Origin of the sequence: Paenibacillus turicensis, from assembly GCF_017873435.1 — a bacterium.
GTDB classification, from domain to species: Bacteria; Bacillota; Bacilli; order Paenibacillales; family Paenibacillaceae; genus Fontibacillus; species Fontibacillus turicensis.
Genome location: NZ_JAGGKG010000004.1, coordinates 134,689 through 150,364, shown reverse-complemented (window position 1 = coordinate 150,364; position 15,676 = coordinate 134,689). Strand labels below are relative to the sequence as shown.

At 41.6% G+C, this 15,676-nt stretch carries 12 protein-coding genes; 10 read left to right on the top strand and 2 right to left on the bottom strand.

Features of this window, described 5'->3' with window-relative positions; all coding sequences use genetic code 11:
* Positions 1 to 116: 116 nt before the first annotated feature.
* Positions 117 to 2,330, top strand: coding sequence for a peptidase G2 autoproteolytic cleavage domain-containing protein (locus J2Z32_RS06265; RefSeq protein WP_245251249.1), 2,214 nt, complete (start codon positions 117 to 119; stop codon positions 2,328 to 2,330).
* 122 nt (positions 2,331 to 2,452) lie between these two features.
* On the top strand, positions 2,453 to 3,715 hold the full coding sequence (locus J2Z32_RS06260) for a peptidase G2 autoproteolytic cleavage domain-containing protein (protein WP_210088318.1): 1,263 nt from the start codon (positions 2,453 to 2,455) through the stop codon (positions 3,713 to 3,715).
* Positions 3,716 to 3,850: 135 nt separating this feature from the next.
* Here the strand turns inward: J2Z32_RS06260 and J2Z32_RS06255 are convergent, their stop codons facing one another.
* Positions 3,851 to 4,324 (bottom strand): RNA polymerase sigma factor, encoded by a 474-nt coding sequence (locus J2Z32_RS06255; RefSeq protein WP_210088317.1) that lies wholly within the window; start codon positions 4,322 to 4,324, stop codon positions 3,851 to 3,853.
* Between the two features lie 202 nt (positions 4,325 to 4,526).
* Here J2Z32_RS06255 and J2Z32_RS06250 point away from each other — a divergent pair, with 202 nt between their 5' ends.
* The 6 genes from J2Z32_RS06250 to J2Z32_RS06225 all read left to right on the top strand — a co-directional run bounded on the left by J2Z32_RS06250 (position 4,527) and on the right by J2Z32_RS06225 (position 11,241).
* Complete coding sequence (locus J2Z32_RS06250; RefSeq protein WP_210088316.1) at positions 4,527 to 5,240, top strand: response regulator transcription factor; 714 nt, start codon at positions 4,527 to 4,529, stop codon at positions 5,238 to 5,240.
* Positions 5,237 to 6,694: a sensor histidine kinase gene (locus J2Z32_RS06245; RefSeq protein WP_210088315.1), complete on the top strand. Its 1,458-nt coding sequence runs from the start codon at positions 5,237 to 5,239 to the stop codon at positions 6,692 to 6,694. Before J2Z32_RS06250 ends, J2Z32_RS06245 begins: the two co-directional genes overlap by 4 nt.
* On the top strand, positions 6,694 to 7,890 hold the full coding sequence (locus tag J2Z32_RS06240; RefSeq protein ID WP_210088314.1) for a hypothetical protein: 1,197 nt from the start codon (positions 6,694 to 6,696) through the stop codon (positions 7,888 to 7,890). Before J2Z32_RS06245 ends, J2Z32_RS06240 begins: the two co-directional genes overlap by 1 nt.
* 183 nt (positions 7,891 to 8,073) lie before the next feature.
* Positions 8,074 to 8,754, top strand: coding sequence for an ABC transporter ATP-binding protein (locus J2Z32_RS06235; RefSeq protein WP_210088313.1), 681 nt, complete (start codon positions 8,074 to 8,076; stop codon positions 8,752 to 8,754).
* 23 nt (positions 8,755 to 8,777) lie between these two features.
* On the top strand, positions 8,778 to 10,136 hold the full coding sequence (locus J2Z32_RS06230) for an ABC transporter permease (RefSeq protein ID WP_210088312.1): 1,359 nt from the start codon (positions 8,778 to 8,780) through the stop codon (positions 10,134 to 10,136).
* A gap of 28 nt (positions 10,137 to 10,164) precedes the next feature.
* A complete protein-coding gene (locus J2Z32_RS06225) occupies positions 10,165 to 11,241 on the top strand; it encodes an efflux RND transporter periplasmic adaptor subunit (RefSeq protein ID WP_210088311.1) in 1,077 nt (358 codons plus the stop codon).
* Positions 11,242 to 11,305: 64 nt separating this feature from the next.
* Here J2Z32_RS06225 and J2Z32_RS06220 read toward each other — a convergent pair whose 3' ends face one another.
* The gene (locus J2Z32_RS06220; RefSeq protein WP_210088310.1) at positions 11,306 to 12,250 is read right to left on the bottom strand and encodes a MerR family transcriptional regulator; all 945 of its coding nucleotides are present in this window, start codon (positions 12,248 to 12,250) and stop codon (positions 11,306 to 11,308) included.
* 444 nt (positions 12,251 to 12,694) lie between these two features.
* On the opposite strand from J2Z32_RS06220, the gene J2Z32_RS06215 reads away from it, so the two are divergent.
* Both J2Z32_RS06215 and J2Z32_RS06210 read left to right on the top strand, forming a co-directional pair.
* The gene (locus J2Z32_RS06215; RefSeq protein WP_342453922.1) at positions 12,695 to 14,548 is read left to right on the top strand and encodes a sensor histidine kinase; all 1,854 of its coding nucleotides are present in this window, start codon (positions 12,695 to 12,697) and stop codon (positions 14,546 to 14,548) included.
* A complete protein-coding gene (locus tag J2Z32_RS06210; RefSeq protein ID WP_210088309.1) occupies positions 14,536 to 15,618 on the top strand; it encodes a response regulator transcription factor in 1,083 nt (360 codons plus the stop codon). The genes J2Z32_RS06215 and J2Z32_RS06210 overlap by 13 nt, the downstream gene beginning before the upstream one ends.
* Positions 15,619 to 15,676: the final 58 nt, after the last annotated feature.

The window sequence follows — 15,676 nt, the reverse complement described above, 5'->3', positions numbered from 1 at the left end:
AAGTGTTTTTTTGTTTGTTTTATACATAGCTTGGACTAATAACCGAGTATGTTTGCCGTTCCGACAATTTTTAATAGGAATAAACTGAAAAAGAGAACGAAAAAGGAGGAATTATAATGGAAAATAATACCAATAATAATGCTTCCGGTTTTGGCGCTACAGCAGAAGGCATTGAAACTTCAGCGATTGGTATGGCTTCGCATACAGAGGGTTACCAGACTAATGCGCTGGCGACCTCGGCGCATGCCGAAGGGAGCTTTAGTAACGCATCAGGTGTAGCTTCGCACGCGGAAGGGTACCAGACGCAGGCGACAGAAGAGTCTTCCCATGCCGAAGGCAATGCCTCGATTGCTGCTGGGATTGGGTCTCACGCGGAAGGATTTTTGACGATTGCAGGTGGGCAAGGTGCTCATGCTGAGGGCTTGCGAAGCAATGCAGGGGGTGTAGGTGCCCATGCCGAGGGAGCCAGTTCCTTTGCGAGTGGGGACGTCTCGCATGCGGAAGGATTGGGGGCGGCAGCAAGCGGAAGTGCTTCTCACGCCGAAGGCAGCTTTACGACTGCTTTAGGTGATGCTGCGCATGCTGAGGGACATTTTTCAATAGCCTCAGGAGCCGTATCCCACGCGGAAGGGATCAGCACTTCTGCAATTGGAGACTCGTCCCATGCGGAGGGGAATCAGACCCGAGCAACTGGAACGTCTTCGCATGCGGAAGGGAGTTTATCGGTAGCTTCAGGAGCTGCATCTCATGCTGAGGGACAGTCAACCGTAGCCTCAGGAGCTGGTGCGCATGCGGAAGGGAGTTTATCGGTAGCTTCAGGAGCTGCATCTCATGCTGAGGGACAGTCAACCGCAGCCTCAGGAGCTGGTGCGCATGCGGAAGGAACCAGATCTACTGCAATTGGAGACTCGTCCCATGCTGAGGGAAATCAGACCCGAGCAACTGTAACATCTTCGCATGCTGAAGGAAGTCTATCCGTATCATCAGGAGTAGCATCCCATGCAGAAGGACAGTCCTCGGTAGCCTCAGGAGTAGCATCCCATGCTGAGGGGTATTTCTCCGTAGCCTCAGGAGCAGCATCCCATGCGGAGGGAGCCCAGACCCAAGCAATTGGAACGTATTCCCATGCTGAGGGGTATTTATCTGTGGCCTCGGGGGTATTTTCCCATGCCGAAGGAAGATCACAGGCAACAGGCGACACTGCCCATGCGGAGGGTGTGGTTACAAAGGCCTCTGGACATGCAGCTCATTCAGAAGGATACGGTACAGAGGCCTCAGGAGAATTTTCCCATGCCGAGGGACAGTCATCGGTGGCCTCAGGAGCGATATCTCATGCTGAGGGATTCAGTACAGTGGCCTCGGGAATTTATTCTCATGCTGAGGGGTATTTAGCCGTAGCTTCAGGGGGGTATTCCCATGCAGAAGGAAGATCACAGGCAACAGGCAATACTGCCCATGCGGAGGGGGTAATTACAAAGGCAACTGGATATGCATCTCATTCGGAAGGTAACAATACAGAGGCGTCAGGGGATTATTCCCATGCCGAAGGACAGTCAACTATAGCATCAGGTGCTATATCCCATGCGGAGGGAAACGGCACAGTGGCATCAGGGAATTATTCCCACGCTGAAGGGTTTTATACCACCGTTACTAGTAATCATATTTACTCCCACATTATGGGCACTTATGGTTCAAGCTTATATCCAAACTCATGGCACCTTGCCAACGGGACAAGTGCTAATATTCCCGGACTCGCCGCAGTCCTAGAAGGCGCAACAGGTAACCTGTATATTGACGGCACAGTGATGTCTCCTGCTGCGGATTATGCAGAGATGTTTGAGACTGTAGACGGACTCCCATTGGAACCCGGCTATTTTGTTACGTTGGTTGAAGAGAAGATTAGAAAAGTAAGTGCGGAGGATGACTATGTATTGGGCATAGTAAGCGGTAGATCCTCTGTGGTCGGAGAGGCACATCATCTAAACTGGCAAGGTAAATATGTGACGGATGAATGGGGACGTATCAAATATGAGGAAGTACCACCGTTGGATGAGAAGGATGAACAAGGGGACACGTTAATAGAAACGAAGATAAAAGCGGCAGTGTTAAACTCTGAATTTGATGCTTCGCGTTCTTATGTTCCTCGGATAGAGCGTCCAGAATGGGTGACAGTTGGATTAATTGGAAAGCTACTCGTACGAGACGACGGTACCTGCGTAAAAAATGGATATTGCCGTCCTAACCGTGACGGGATTGCAACAGCCGCTTCGTCGGGCTACCGAGTTATTAAGAGAACAGGCGCCAATCAGATTAAGGTGCTATTCAGATAAAATCAGGTCTTCCCTTGTTCCCTTTTCTGGGGCAAGGTTTTTTTATAATTTAGTCTATTATCCATGTTTTCTAGTAAAGCATTTCATAGAATATATTACTGGAGAACAAGGAGGTAATTAAGATGACGGATGAATACAACAATAACGCATTAGGCTACGGCTCAACTGCGGAGGGGATCAATACAACAGCATTAGGGATGGCATCGCATACGGAGGGCTATCAGACATATGCGTTAGCCACATCGGCGCATGCCGAAGGAAGCTTCAGTAACGCATCGGGTGCGGCCTCGCACGCGGAAGGATACCAAACGATAGCGGGGGAGCAGTCTTCCCACGCGGAAGGCAATGCCTCAATTGCTACAGGGATTGGATCTCACGCGGAAGGATTTCTGACGACTGCAGGAGGAACAGGGGCGCATTCCGAAGGCTCAAGAAGTACTGCTTATGGAGGAAGTGCACATGCGGAAGGAGTTAGTTCCTTAGCAAGCGGAGATGGATCTCATGCCGAGGGACTTGGAACGGTTGCAAGCGGTATCTATGCCCACGCGGAAGGCAGTCTTACGACTGCCTCAGGCTTAGTATCTCATGCGGAAGGACAACTTTCCGTAGCGTCAGGACCTGTCTCTCACGCCGAGGGCGGAAACACAACGGCTTCAGGAGCCTTTTCCCATTCAGAGGGATTTTCAACCACAGTTACTAATAATCACCCTAATTCGCATATAATGGGTATTTATGGTAACAGTTTATACTCCTCCTCATGGCACCTTGCCAACGGGACAAGTGCTACTATTCCCGGATTAGCCGCAGTCCTCGAAGGTGCCACAGGCAACCTCTATATTGACGGCACAGTAATGTCCCCCGCCGCGGATTATGCCGAAATGTTCGAGACGGTAGACGGACTCCCGTTGGAACCGGGTTATTTTGTCACTTCAGACAAACAAAAAATTCGAATAGCAACAGATGAGGACAACTATATTTTGGGGATTACTAGCGGAAGACCATCCGTGGTTGGAGGGGCCTATCATTTAAATTGGCAGGGGAAATATGCAGTAGACGAGTGGGGCAGAGTCAAATATGAAGAGGTCCAAATCCCAGAAGAGAAGGATGAGCAAGGCCATACAATGATGGAGATAGAGCCTACTGTGATCAAAAGGGCAGTGCTCAATCCCAATTTTGATGCCTCACGAAGCTATACTTCCCGAATCGATCGACCAGAATGGGTGGCAGTCGGAATGCTTGGAAAGCTACTAGTACGCGATGATGGCACTTGTGTGGAAAATGGCTTTTGCCGTCCGAATCGCGATGGAATTGCTACAGCGTCAGAGGAGGGTTATCGTGTATTAGAACGTATGGGTGCAAATCAAATTCTAGTTGTGGTAAAGTAGCCTAACCTTGTTTATAACATTAAATTATGGCTCAATCTTGAAATCAGTGCTTGGCCGCTGACACAATCGTCAGAACGCTCTGGATCGTAGTTACCACCCTCTAGTCGCTGTCAAGTACTGATTTATAAATAGAGCCTAAATTATATTCGCCTTAATTTTATTTACTGCATGAAAAAGAGACGATTTCACCATGCTTTCGCTACGGTTCATAAGCTGAGCGGTTTCTTTAATAGAGTAGCCATCAATCACACGAAATTTCACAACTTTTTGGTGCTCGATATTACTTACATATGACATTAAATCTGTCACGCCTTCCCCAACTTCTAGTTGGGAAATATCACTATGATACGTTGGCACTTGAAGCTTATAATTACGTAGTAATTCATACTTTCTTTTTCGATATAAATCAATAACGAGATTACGAGCAATCCTTTTTAGAAAATAGAGTAAACGTTCCTCTGGAACATGTAATTCATATCGCATTAACCGAATAAAGCACTCCTGAGTTAGATCCTCAGCGTCTTGTTGTTGTTTTAATAAACCATAAATATATTGATTAAGTTCAAATTTGTATCGATTATAGGCTTGTTGAATATCAAGTGGATTCATTTAAGCTGCTACCCCTTACTTCATTGTGTAGAAATATGATCATGCTCTATGAACTCTATTTTATGTAGGTGATGTTTCTAAAACTCTCTTACTTGTATCGGAGTTGTAACATTTACCTGTTAGGGCTAGTCAAGTTGTTTGCTAGAATACAAAATGATAGGTGAGTAGGTTTAACCTAAGTGACAGGAGATAGACAAAAGCGATGAAACCAAAACAAATATTAATTATTGAAGATGAGGAATCGATTCGGGATATATTGTCTTATTCATTACGAAAAGAAGGCTTTTTAGTGATAGAGGCAGCGAATGGAGAAAGAGGTCTTCACTACGTTAAGCAGCACAAGCCTGACTTAGTATTGTTAGATTTGATGTTGCCTGATATGAGTGGGTTTGATGTGTGCAGACAACTCTCCTTTACTACGAAAATACCAGTCATTATGATTACGGCCAAATCAGATATGTTAGATAAGGTGCTTGGCATGGAAATTGGGGCAGATGACTACATTACGAAGCCGTTTGATATTCGCGAGGTTGTGGCACGTATTCGTGCTATTTTTCGTCGGATTGGGTTACTCACTGAGCTTCCCCTACAGTCTGAACGAGAAGTTACGCGCATTGGCAAATATGTTGAGGTGTATAGGGATGAACGAGAAGTGTGGAAGGATGGCGAACGTATTTTATTAACGAATAAAGAGTATGACTTACTTCTGTTTTTAGTGGATCATGATCGCAGAGTATTTACCCGTTCAGAGCTACTAGATAAAGTATGGGGCTTTGAATTTGCAGGGGATACACGCACTGTAGATATTCATGTTCAGCGAATACGGAAAAAGCTAGATCATGATCATCATGCGACGTCCATCATTGAAACGGTGTTTGGAGTTGGTTATAAGCTGGATACGAAGGTGCAGACATGAGATGGACGATTCAATTTAAGATGGTTGTGTTATTTTCTGTCATTATTTTTATTGGTTTTGTGGCGATGCTGATTGCTTTTAATCAACTGAGTGAAAAAAATATTTACCGTGAGGTGGATGAGGATATGGTTCAGTCCAAAGTGAATTTGGATATTGCCATTAATCAATATTTTCTTTTACTGAATAAAAGAATCAATGAAAATAGTATTGAAAATGAAGTGAACGAGATTGAAAAGCAGATCGGAATTTCCGTTGGAGGCGTGGTAAATGTATATCGGCCAGATTCCTCCTCTTTCAAATATAGCAAAGGGGATAATAAGCATGCGATGATCTATCGCGAGGATCTTGAAGCCGCAGCCAAGGCGAAGGTGGCGTATAGCACCACCATGAACAATGGACATGTTACAGCGCGCTTATCTGTCCCTTTATTAGAGGACGGGAAGGTCATTGCGATTGTCTCTTTAGAAAAGGATTATTCGGGATTGCTCCTACAGCACACTAAATTTCAAGATACGATTACTTTGTTTGCAATCGTTATATTTATTTTTGTGTTTTTAGGCTCAGTTTTCATTTCTAGTCGCATAACTAAGCCAATTCGGGTGCTGACACAGCATGCCAAGCTGGTTGGTCAAGGAAGCTTGAATGGGGATATCCAAGTGCACACACGGGATGAAATTGGACAATTAGCAGGTAGCTATTCAAATATGATCCAGCACATTAAAACGCAGATTGATGTCATTCAACATGAACGGGATGAGGTTAAACAGGTTCAGGAACGTAGCAAGGTTTTTTTTGATAATGTGACACACGAACTAAAGACACCACTCACTACGATTTTAGGTTATGCTCAAATTTTGCGAGATAACGGCTTTAGTGATCAGGCTTTTTTTGAAAAGGGGCTTAATTATATCATTAATGAAAGTCGTCGTCTTAACACGATGGTGGTTGATATTTTGGAGAGATCGGCTTCCGCTGCACCAGGGCACACCTTTCGCTTTGAAACAATCGATGTGTCTAGCATTTTACAGGAAACCTGTGATGATATGTCGATTAAAGCTGCAAAATATAATATTACAGTTGTTACCGAAATTGAAGGCCCCTTATTTTTAATGGGAGATGCCCATAAATTAAAAGAAGCTTTTATTAATGTGCTCGATAATTCTATTAAGTATGGCTACGTTAACTCGTTGATTGAAGTAAGTGCCTTTCGGTTAGGGAATGAGATTGTAATCCGTATTCAAGATCAAGGTGAGGGCATTCGTGAAGAAGCCTTGGAGCGAATATTTGAGCCGTTTTATCGTGAAAATGATGTAAATCGAGAGGAAAAGGGCAGTGCAGGACTTGGTTTGTCGATTGTTAGAAATACAATTGAACAGCACGGAGGGAAAGTAAAAATGGCCAGTATTTTAAACCGAGGTAGTGAAGTGAGAATGACTTTACCTGAGCGCCGATGATGAGGAACCTATGGGATATGAGAGCGCTTTGCAATAAGCTTGGAGTTAAATGGAATGCACTTGTGTTGTTAGGGTTATTGATCCTATTTGTTGCAGGTTTGTATAGCGTAAATCGATTTTTTGGACAAGACAATAAAACGAGGTTAGTCGTGCTGTCAGAGAAACGTGATAATGGAGCATTAATTGCTTCTCCAAATACGTCCTTTCGTATTGAATCTGTGACGAAGCAACGGAACACCTTTCCGATTTATAACTTTTCTATCGCTGATGACAACACGGTGTTGCTAAATAGAATGCAGGACTCCTTTACTGGAATTAAGCTATCCATGCTTCAGATGAATGATAATGAAGTGAAGGATATTTCGAAAAATACAGGGTTTGGGACTACGATTACCCCAGATCGTACACAGGCTATATTTACAAAATATGGGGCGAGTGAGCAGGATTATCATGCCTATGCATATGATTGGAAAAGCAATAAGCTTAAGCAGCTAGGGAAGGAACAATTTTTCAACAGACAGTTTATTCGTAACGATACCTACATTGGTTTTGACGAAAAATACATTAAGGAAGTGCAATTAACGACAGGGAAAGAACAAAGCATAGCCAGTATAGAAGAAATCAGAGCTCGTATATCGAAGCACAATGGCAATACTAAAATAAGTGAGGACATGTTCCTGCCTAATCATTTTGTCATCGATAGCAATCAATATCAAATGTATTTCACAGCTTATACGGCCCAAGACCATGTACAACTATATCAGATGCCACTTCAAGCTGATCAAGATAACAATGATGATGATAAAATGTTGGTGGATATGCAGCAAATTGATCAGGTTTCACTCTTAGATGATGGCAATATTATTTTATTAGGTGAAATGGACAATAGTTATGGCTTGTATTTATATGACAAACGGGAAGAAAAATTGAAGTTACTCAAAAAAGGAAATATTTTAGGCTTTGATTTAGATGCCCAATCCTCACGTCTAGCCTATCTGCAAATATTAGATAATCAAAAAGGGAGTAATGAACTTCATGTTACTTATTTGAGAGGTGATGCTCTTGATACAGATACTGTCATATATCGTAACATTCAGGACTTTATTAAAATGAATTGGTTTGATAATAACCTATTTGTAGGTGGAAGCTCGATGGAAGCGAGTGAGCTATATCGTTTTACTTTTAAAGTCTGGTAATAGGATTAATTAAATATTAGAACTTGACTTGCATGGAAGCTTTATTGCTTTTGTGCAAGTTTTTTTATGCTGACATGTTACAAGTTGGATACATCTTAGAGGAAGACGGAAACATTTTGAAACTATAATAAACCTGTACATAGCAGATGTAATGTCTCTAGCAAGAAAGGAAGAAATCTAGCCATGCTTCGGGTAAAACAGTTGTATCATGCCTTTAAAAATGGACAAGAGATCGTGCCAGTGCTTGAAAATATTAATATTACGATTGAAAAGGGGCAAATGGTAGCTTTGCTTGGCAGCTCTGGGTCAGGGAAGTCTACCTTGCTTAATTTGATGGCAGGCTTGATGAAGCCAGATCAAGGAGAAATATGGATCGCCGATCAAGATATCGTCCAGTTTGGTGAAAATCAGTTAGCTGAATTTCGGCGAAGTCATATTGGCTTTATTTTTCAGGCTTATGAATTACTTTCGAATTTAACGATTCGTGAAAATGTGGAGTTACCGCTTGTATTTATGGGGATTAGTCCTGCTAAACGGAAAGGGAAAGCGCTAGAATTGCTGGAGCAGGTTGGACTGATGGAAAAATCGGAAATGTTCCCTTCACAGTTATCTGGAGGACAACAGCAGCGGGTCAGTATCGCGCGTTCGCTTATTACGGAGCCTTCGGTTATTTTTGCAGATGAACCAACGGGAAATTTAGATACGGAGACAGAGGAAGAAATCATTTCAATCCTACAGCAATTAAATGCAAAGATGGGCACTACGTTTGTCATTGTTACACATGAGTCTGAGGTGGCAGCGCAGATGCAAAAAATTATTAGATTACAGCAAGGACGATTATTTGAGGAGGAGACCTCGGAGTAAGCGCGTAGCGAAGGAGAATGATCGTGAGAATTTGGGATGTATTACGTATGGCTTGGGGTCAAATTATTCGTAGAAAAATAGTGACCTTATTGTGTCTACTTGGGTTATCGATTGGTTCAGCAGCCATGATCATTGCTTTAAGTGTCGGACAATCTGTACAAACCTATAGTGAAAAAACGTTAAATGATAATTATAAAATGGATGAAATTACGGTCGCGCCAAATGAAGGGATACGTTCAGGCAATAAAAGTCAGAGCTCGAAGTTTGATCGTGGCGCTTTAACAGCCGAAAAAATTAAAATCATTCGTAGACTTCCTCATGTAGCTGCAGTGTCTCCCCAGCTTAGACTTGATCAATTGGAGATGGTATTGGCAGATGGGCGTAGCGGTTATGTTGAGGTGATTGGAACAGAGCTAGAAACGTTACAAGGGTTCGGGAATAAATATACGCAAGGAAGTGGCTCTGGTAATGGAAGGACAGCTGTTGCTAACTATGGATCGACGTTCGGATTGATTAATCAGAAGGAAGTTATGAAAATGATGGAGCAATTAAATAGTGATCCATATAACAATGAAATCTTGCAAAAGTTTACTGAAATGAACTCACAGCAAGATAATCTGTTATCACAACGAATTCAGTTTCGTAACGAGGATTTCTCCAATCCAGGCAAAGGAAAGTTAAGTGGTTCTTTGCGTGTAACGGGTGAGTTAGCCAAACCCTCGACGATGAGTGATGAAAATGCTCAATATGATAAAAAAATATATGTACCGATTGAAACTGCGCTTGCACTTCAATATGAATTAGGCCTGCAACAAGATAGTAAAGCTGCAAATCGCTATAATTCAGCCATGATCAAGGTGTCGGATAAGCGTTATGTTGCACAGGTAGAGGCACAAATTAAAAAGTTAACCTTAAATACACAAACGAATTTGTTCCAAGAGGAAGCGATGAAAGGTCAACTAGCGATGTATCAAAAGGCTGCATTTGGAATCGGAGGTTTTATTATGCTACTTGCTTCCCTGTCAATTATTGTGGCAATGATTATGTCAACGCATCAGCGGCGTAAGCAGATTGGTGTGATGAAGGTGCTTGGCGCAAATTTATGGCAAATTCGCAATATGTTTATTACGGAAGCTGCGCTGTTAGGACTATTTGGGGGTGTGGTTGGCGTAGTGATTGCGTTTGCCTCCATTGGGGGTGTAAATACGCTCCTAGCGAGTCAAATGGCGGATCAGCAAAATGGTCCAATGACTATCATTATCCAGTTTTCAGTACTCCCATTGGGCATTGTGTTTGCTGTATTGGTAGGGATTGCTTCAGGGATATACCCCGCGATCAGCGCCTCTCGCACGAATGCTTTAAGTGTAATCAAATCAAATTAATTTTTTATCGGAAAGGGAAACTACAGCAATGAAAAAGTGGATTAAAATTGTGATCGCTGGTGTTCTGGTTGCGGGTGTAGGTTATTGGGGGTATGGAAAGCTGAAGCCTGCGTCTGAGCCACTAGTAGAGGCTGATGCACCGATAACATTTGAGGTAACGAAGGAAACGATGACGCAAAGTGTACAGGTTAAAGGCAAATCGGTATATACGGAATTAAGTGATATTGTCGCGCCTTATTCAGGCAACATTAAGAAATGGCATGTGAAAAACGGTCAGCAGGTGAACAAAGGGGACGTATTATTTACGCTGGACACGACGACACTGCAAAGCGAATTAAAGCAATTAGAAAGTGAAATTAAGAAATCAAAAATAGATTATGAGTTAACTAAGGTGAGTTTGAATCAAAATAGTGACAGTGAAGCACTTGGTAGTAGTGAAGAGGAGCGTAAAAAGGCATTTGCCGATCGTGAAGGGAAACGTCTTACGAATGAACTTAACCAGCAGGCGATTTTGCTGAAGCAAGAGGAGCTACAACGAAAAAAAGAGACACTTAATAAAGCGGTTATGCGTGCCCCTAGTGCAGGTGTGTTTCAATTAACTGACATTGATAATAAGACACGTATGGTAAATGAAGGGCAACTGATCGGAAGTGTTACTAATACATCAAAAATCCAGTTTCTTGCTATTGTTGGTGAAGAAGAAATGTTTAAGCTGAAGGTAGGTATGCCTGCGCAGGTTCAGATGTCCGCACAAAAGGAGCTTATGTTCACAGGTAAGGTAAGCAAAATTTCTAAGTTTGCACGTAAGTCGTCGGATGTGGATTTGAAGCAAGCCTCCCAATTTGATATCGTGATCGATCTCAAGCCGGATCCTAAGCTGTTTGGAGGCGTTAGCCTAGAAGGAAACATAGAAACGTTGCGTAAGGAGGATGTCATTGTCGTCTCTAGTCTTGCAGTTATGCGCGACCAAGAAGAGCCGTATGTACTCCTTGATAAAGGAAATGGGCAGTCAGAGCAACGCATAGTTAAGACGGGAATCGAGTCAGGGGATAAAACGGAGATTATTAGTGGATTAAAGCCTGGCGATATTGTAGTCTTACAATAAAAAAGAGCAGGAAGAGAAGTCTGTGAAAGAAGTCGATTGATCTTCATGCTCTCTTAAACTCCAATTAGGAGTTTCTTTTTTTTACTGGAATTAAAATCGGGATATAATAAGCATCTTTACCATCCCCACGCGCGATATGCTCCTCTAAACCAGGGTGTCTGCTGGTATCATATTCCCATTCAAATTTATTATCTTGTAATAGTGCTTGTGCCTTTTTCCAGCCGTAGCTAGGATCTCCTTCATATTCGCTAATGACGACGTAAGTCCCACCAGGTAATCTCATTTCATATAACGGAGCTGGAATTTCAATGCCTTCTGGTATCGATGCACAATATCCAAATCCATACTCAGGACTATTTTCTGTTGGGTACGGCTCTGTATTGAAGCCAAACAAACGCATCGTGCCTTCTAAGTTTTTCTCCTTAATCCATGCAAGGACCGGCGCAGACGCCTTATCTTCGGGTTCAACCCCTACATAGGAATAAGCTGCTGTTCTCATCGGTGGCAGGTTAACGAACTGTACCTCACCATATTTAGATTTCATATTTTCCATTTTTAATCCTCCTTGAATTTTAGTAAGAGCTTGAACTTTAGTAAGAGTATGTTTTGTTCGTTCTAATGCAGTTGGAAGCAAAATGTCTTCAATTGAATCTAGTGTAAGCACGGTTCCTTCTTCTAGCATTTCTATTAGTGCTGTGATAGATTGCTTGCGAATCTCTAAATCAGCATTCATGGTGTCTAATTTTCCTAGCTGCTTGCCTAAAACTTCCTTTAAAGCATAGGTCGTTTTGTTAGTGATCACCTCCTTAATATCTTTAATAGGAACATCTAGTCGTCTTAATAAGTCTGTAATTCGGATGCATTGCAATGCGTTGCCGTCATATAGTCTCCAGCCAGATTGGGGGTCACGTGTCGCTTCAAACAGTCCAGCATTTTCCCAATGGCGTAAAGTTCGACTCGTAATTGATGTGAGGGAAGATACTTGATTAATGGGTAGTAGCTCAGCCATTTATATACCTCCAGATTTAGTAAGTGAAATTTATAACTTTATTGTATCAGCTATCATCGCGTCAACTTCAACCCCTTTCCTAAAAAAATTCCAACCTAAAATTTTGACTCTTTATTTTAAATTAGTGGTTTTCACCCCCCCAAGCTAGCGAAGGGACAGAGAGATTCTGGAGAAGTGGAACGTTCGTCTCTTAAAACCGGATTTCCACAATTAAATGATCAATAACGATGAAATCTGGTTTTAACAACGATCGGAAGAACTCTCTGTTTCGAGCCTACCCTCTCCATTGTTGACAACTACTAATTTTTAGTTAGAGGCAAAATTTATATCACCATAGCTTGTTAAAATGAAATAAAGGTTGTATAAACGTAAACAGGAAAAGTAAATAAAAGGGAAACGAAAAAAGTAGCGTATACCAAAGCAATAAGAGGGTGAGGAGATTAGGTGGTAACGTATGAAAAGCAAAGCGTGCGTAGCTTAAAAGGGGCTAAACTGTGGATGGGCAGCAAATTCAAAAAGTTGTCTTTTAAAATCCCATTTGCCTATTTTCTAATTATTTTATTTACTGTTGTTGTTAGCTATATCGTGTTAGACAAGGTTTCTACAAATTCAGCTCAAAGGAAAATTAATGAGACGTCGTTGCAAACGATTACCTCGATTCAGACCAATATCAATCTAATGATTGAAAATGTGAACAATTACTCCAAGATGATTTTTTCCGATTTCAATTTACAAGGCTTGTTAAGGCAAGGTGATATTTATAGTAATTTGCAGGCACAAGGTCAGGTTAGCTCTTATATTTATAATCTAATGCAAGCGGTTCCAATTATCGACTCCGTGTATGTGTTTGATAACGGTGGACATCGCCTCTCTGTGGGGACACAGCAATTACCGACCTTTGTGAATGCGGATGTAGAGGAAACATCATGGTATAAACGTGCGATTGCAAATGAAGGGAAATATTTTTTGCAATTAAACGGGAGAGACGACAATCATAAGTTTGTCTCCTTTATTCGCTTAATTCGTGATTTAGATAACACTTCACAATTAGGGGTACTTGTCATAAACATTAAAGTAGAGTCGTTCGCCCAAGCTTATGCCAATTTACTTGGCGAAGATTCCTTTCAGGTGGCCATCTTAGATGAAAATAATGAGCTTATTGTGGCAAATGCTTCAAATGATAAGCAAATTCACACTCCGATTGAGGATGTGCTTGCAGAAAATAAAAAACGTTTAGAAGCAGAACTCCAGCAAAGTGACTCTGGTTTTTTTTCGCTAAATACGGAAACACAGCAATACACCGCCTCTTTTTTAGTTGATGAGAATAATCATTGGAAGTTTATTAGCTTAAATCCTTATGATTTTGTTGATACGAGAAATAAAATGCTGGTGTTAGTCATGTTTCTTTTATTAATTGTGAATGGAACCGTGTTTTTCGTAAGCTCCTTTATTATTTCCAACAGCATTATTAAGCCGATTCATAAGCTATTAAGAGCGATGAATAAAGCACCAAGTGGTAATTTGAGAAAAGTAAATGTTGAGTTAAGTAGCTATGAATTTGAACAGCTTTTTATCGGCTATAACGATATGATTCAGCAAATTGATCAGATGGTTGCCGAAATGATCGAGGAACAAAATACGATTCGAAGGGCAGAGCTAGGTGCACTACAGGCGCAAATTAAGCCCCACTTTTTATATAACACATTAGATTCGATTACCTCATTAGCGTTGTCAGGCTTGAATGATCAAGTCGTTGAACTGCTTGACGCTCTTGGTAGCTATTATCGCCTGAGTGTTAGTAAAGGACGCGAGGTCATTACAATTGGCGAAGAAATAGAAATGGTACGCAATTATTTAATTATTCAACAGGTGCGCTATCGAGATGTATTTGAGGTGGAATTTGATATTGATGCGCGTTGTAACTCTGTATTGATTCCTAAGCTTGTCCTACAGCCTTTAGTGGAAAATAGTATTTATCATGGAATTCGGCCTAAAGGAGGAAAAGGGAAAATTAGAATTACAGTGATGCCGATGGATGGAAAGCAGAATGGGCCGCAAGAAGGTGTACTGTTAAGTATTAGTGATGATGGAATTGGCATGTCAAAGCCTGAAATTACACAAATTTTAAATACAGAACGAAAAGGACAAATTCAAAGCTTTGGCTTATGGGGAACGATGGAGCGTTTGCGTATTTTTTATAAGGATGAAGGTCAGTTTTTAATAGATAGTGAACATAACCAAGGCACAACCATTACGATAGTGATTCCGAATGGAGTAGATATGTCATGGGAAAATTAAAAGTTTTAATTGTTGATGATGAGCATTTAATTCGTAACCTGCTACGGATGCGGATTGATTGGGAAGCTCAAGGCATGGAAATTGTTGGTGAGGCAGCTAACGCTGAGGAAGGTATGGGGGTTGTGGAGCAGCTTCAGCCTGACATTATTTTTACTGATATTTATATGCCGAAGGTGGATGGCATTGAATTTAGTGAGCAAGTACTTGCCAAATATCCTCATATTAAGATCGTTGTTGTTACAGGGCATGATGAGTTCGAGTATGCAAGAAGAAGTATCAAAATTGGGGTGTTTGAATTTATTTTAAAGCCAATTCGCCCTGATGAGTTGCTTCAAGTTACTTCTAAATTACGTCAAAAAATAGAGAAGGAGCGTTTAGATCAGCACAAATTAAAGCAGTTGCAGGAAGTGATGGACACCTCCTATCAGTCAGATCCTAAAGTATTAGAGCAGCTTCAATTTCATATCTCAATGGGCGATTCGGAGCAAGCAACAAAGCAATTACATTGTATTTTTGATAACGCCATTTTAAGTGTAGCTCAATTCCGAATGGTAGCGATTGATATCATTATGGAATGCCAACGTGCAGCGATTGAACAACAGCTTCAAAGTGAGGTTGCATTTGATAGGCAAATGATTGGATCGATTTTAAGTGCTAATCAGTTAGCAGAACTGCTGAAAGCCTTACAAGCGTATGTGAGAGAGGTTGCAGCTGCGATTTGTGATAAACTCCAGCCACAGGAAAATAATTTGATCCATCAGGTGAAGACTTATTTAGAGGCACATTTGAGTGATGCTAATTTAGGGTTGGCGAGTACTGCGGCACACTTTTATGTTTCACCAGGTCATCTGGGACGACTGATGAAAAAGGAGACAGGACAAACCTTTGTAGAATATTTAACGCAAATTCGTATGAAAAAAGCGGAATTATTGCTAAAGCAAACCGACTTAAAGGGATATGAGATTGGGGAGCAGGTAGGCATTCCAGACCCACACTATTTTAGCGTTTTGTTCAAGAAAAGCATAGGCAGATCGATGAATGAGTATCGCAGTGTGCGTAATTTTAAATAAAGGTTGTTTGAATTTTAAAAGTTGATGTTCGTATTTTGCATGGAGATGCTGTTCCCTC

What these genes read in the sequence shown, in the direction of transcription:
- J2Z32_RS06265 (WP_245251249.1), top strand. Translation starts at nt 117, where the DNA reads ATGGAAAATAATACCAATAATAATGCTTCCGGTTTTGGCGCTACAGCA.
- J2Z32_RS06260 (WP_210088318.1), top strand. Translation starts at nt 2,453, where the DNA reads ATGACGGATGAATACAACAATAACGCATTAGGCTACGGCTCAACTGCG.
- J2Z32_RS06255 (WP_210088317.1), bottom strand. Translation starts at nt 4,324, where the DNA reads ATGAATCCACTTGATATTCAACAAGCCTATAATCGATACAAATTTGAA.
- J2Z32_RS06250 (WP_210088316.1), top strand. Translation starts at nt 4,527, where the DNA reads ATGAAACCAAAACAAATATTAATTATTGAAGATGAGGAATCGATTCGG.
- J2Z32_RS06245 (WP_210088315.1), top strand. Translation starts at nt 5,237, where the DNA reads ATGAGATGGACGATTCAATTTAAGATGGTTGTGTTATTTTCTGTCATT.
- J2Z32_RS06240 (WP_210088314.1), top strand. Translation starts at nt 6,694, where the DNA reads ATGAGGAACCTATGGGATATGAGAGCGCTTTGCAATAAGCTTGGAGTT.
- J2Z32_RS06235 (WP_210088313.1), top strand. Translation starts at nt 8,074, where the DNA reads ATGCTTCGGGTAAAACAGTTGTATCATGCCTTTAAAAATGGACAAGAG.
- J2Z32_RS06225 (WP_210088311.1), top strand. Translation starts at nt 10,165, where the DNA reads ATGAAAAAGTGGATTAAAATTGTGATCGCTGGTGTTCTGGTTGCGGGT.
- J2Z32_RS06220 (WP_210088310.1), bottom strand. Translation starts at nt 12,250, where the DNA reads ATGGCTGAGCTACTACCCATTAATCAAGTATCTTCCCTCACATCAATT.
- J2Z32_RS06210 (WP_210088309.1), top strand. Translation starts at nt 14,536, where the DNA reads ATGGGAAAATTAAAAGTTTTAATTGTTGATGATGAGCATTTAATTCGT.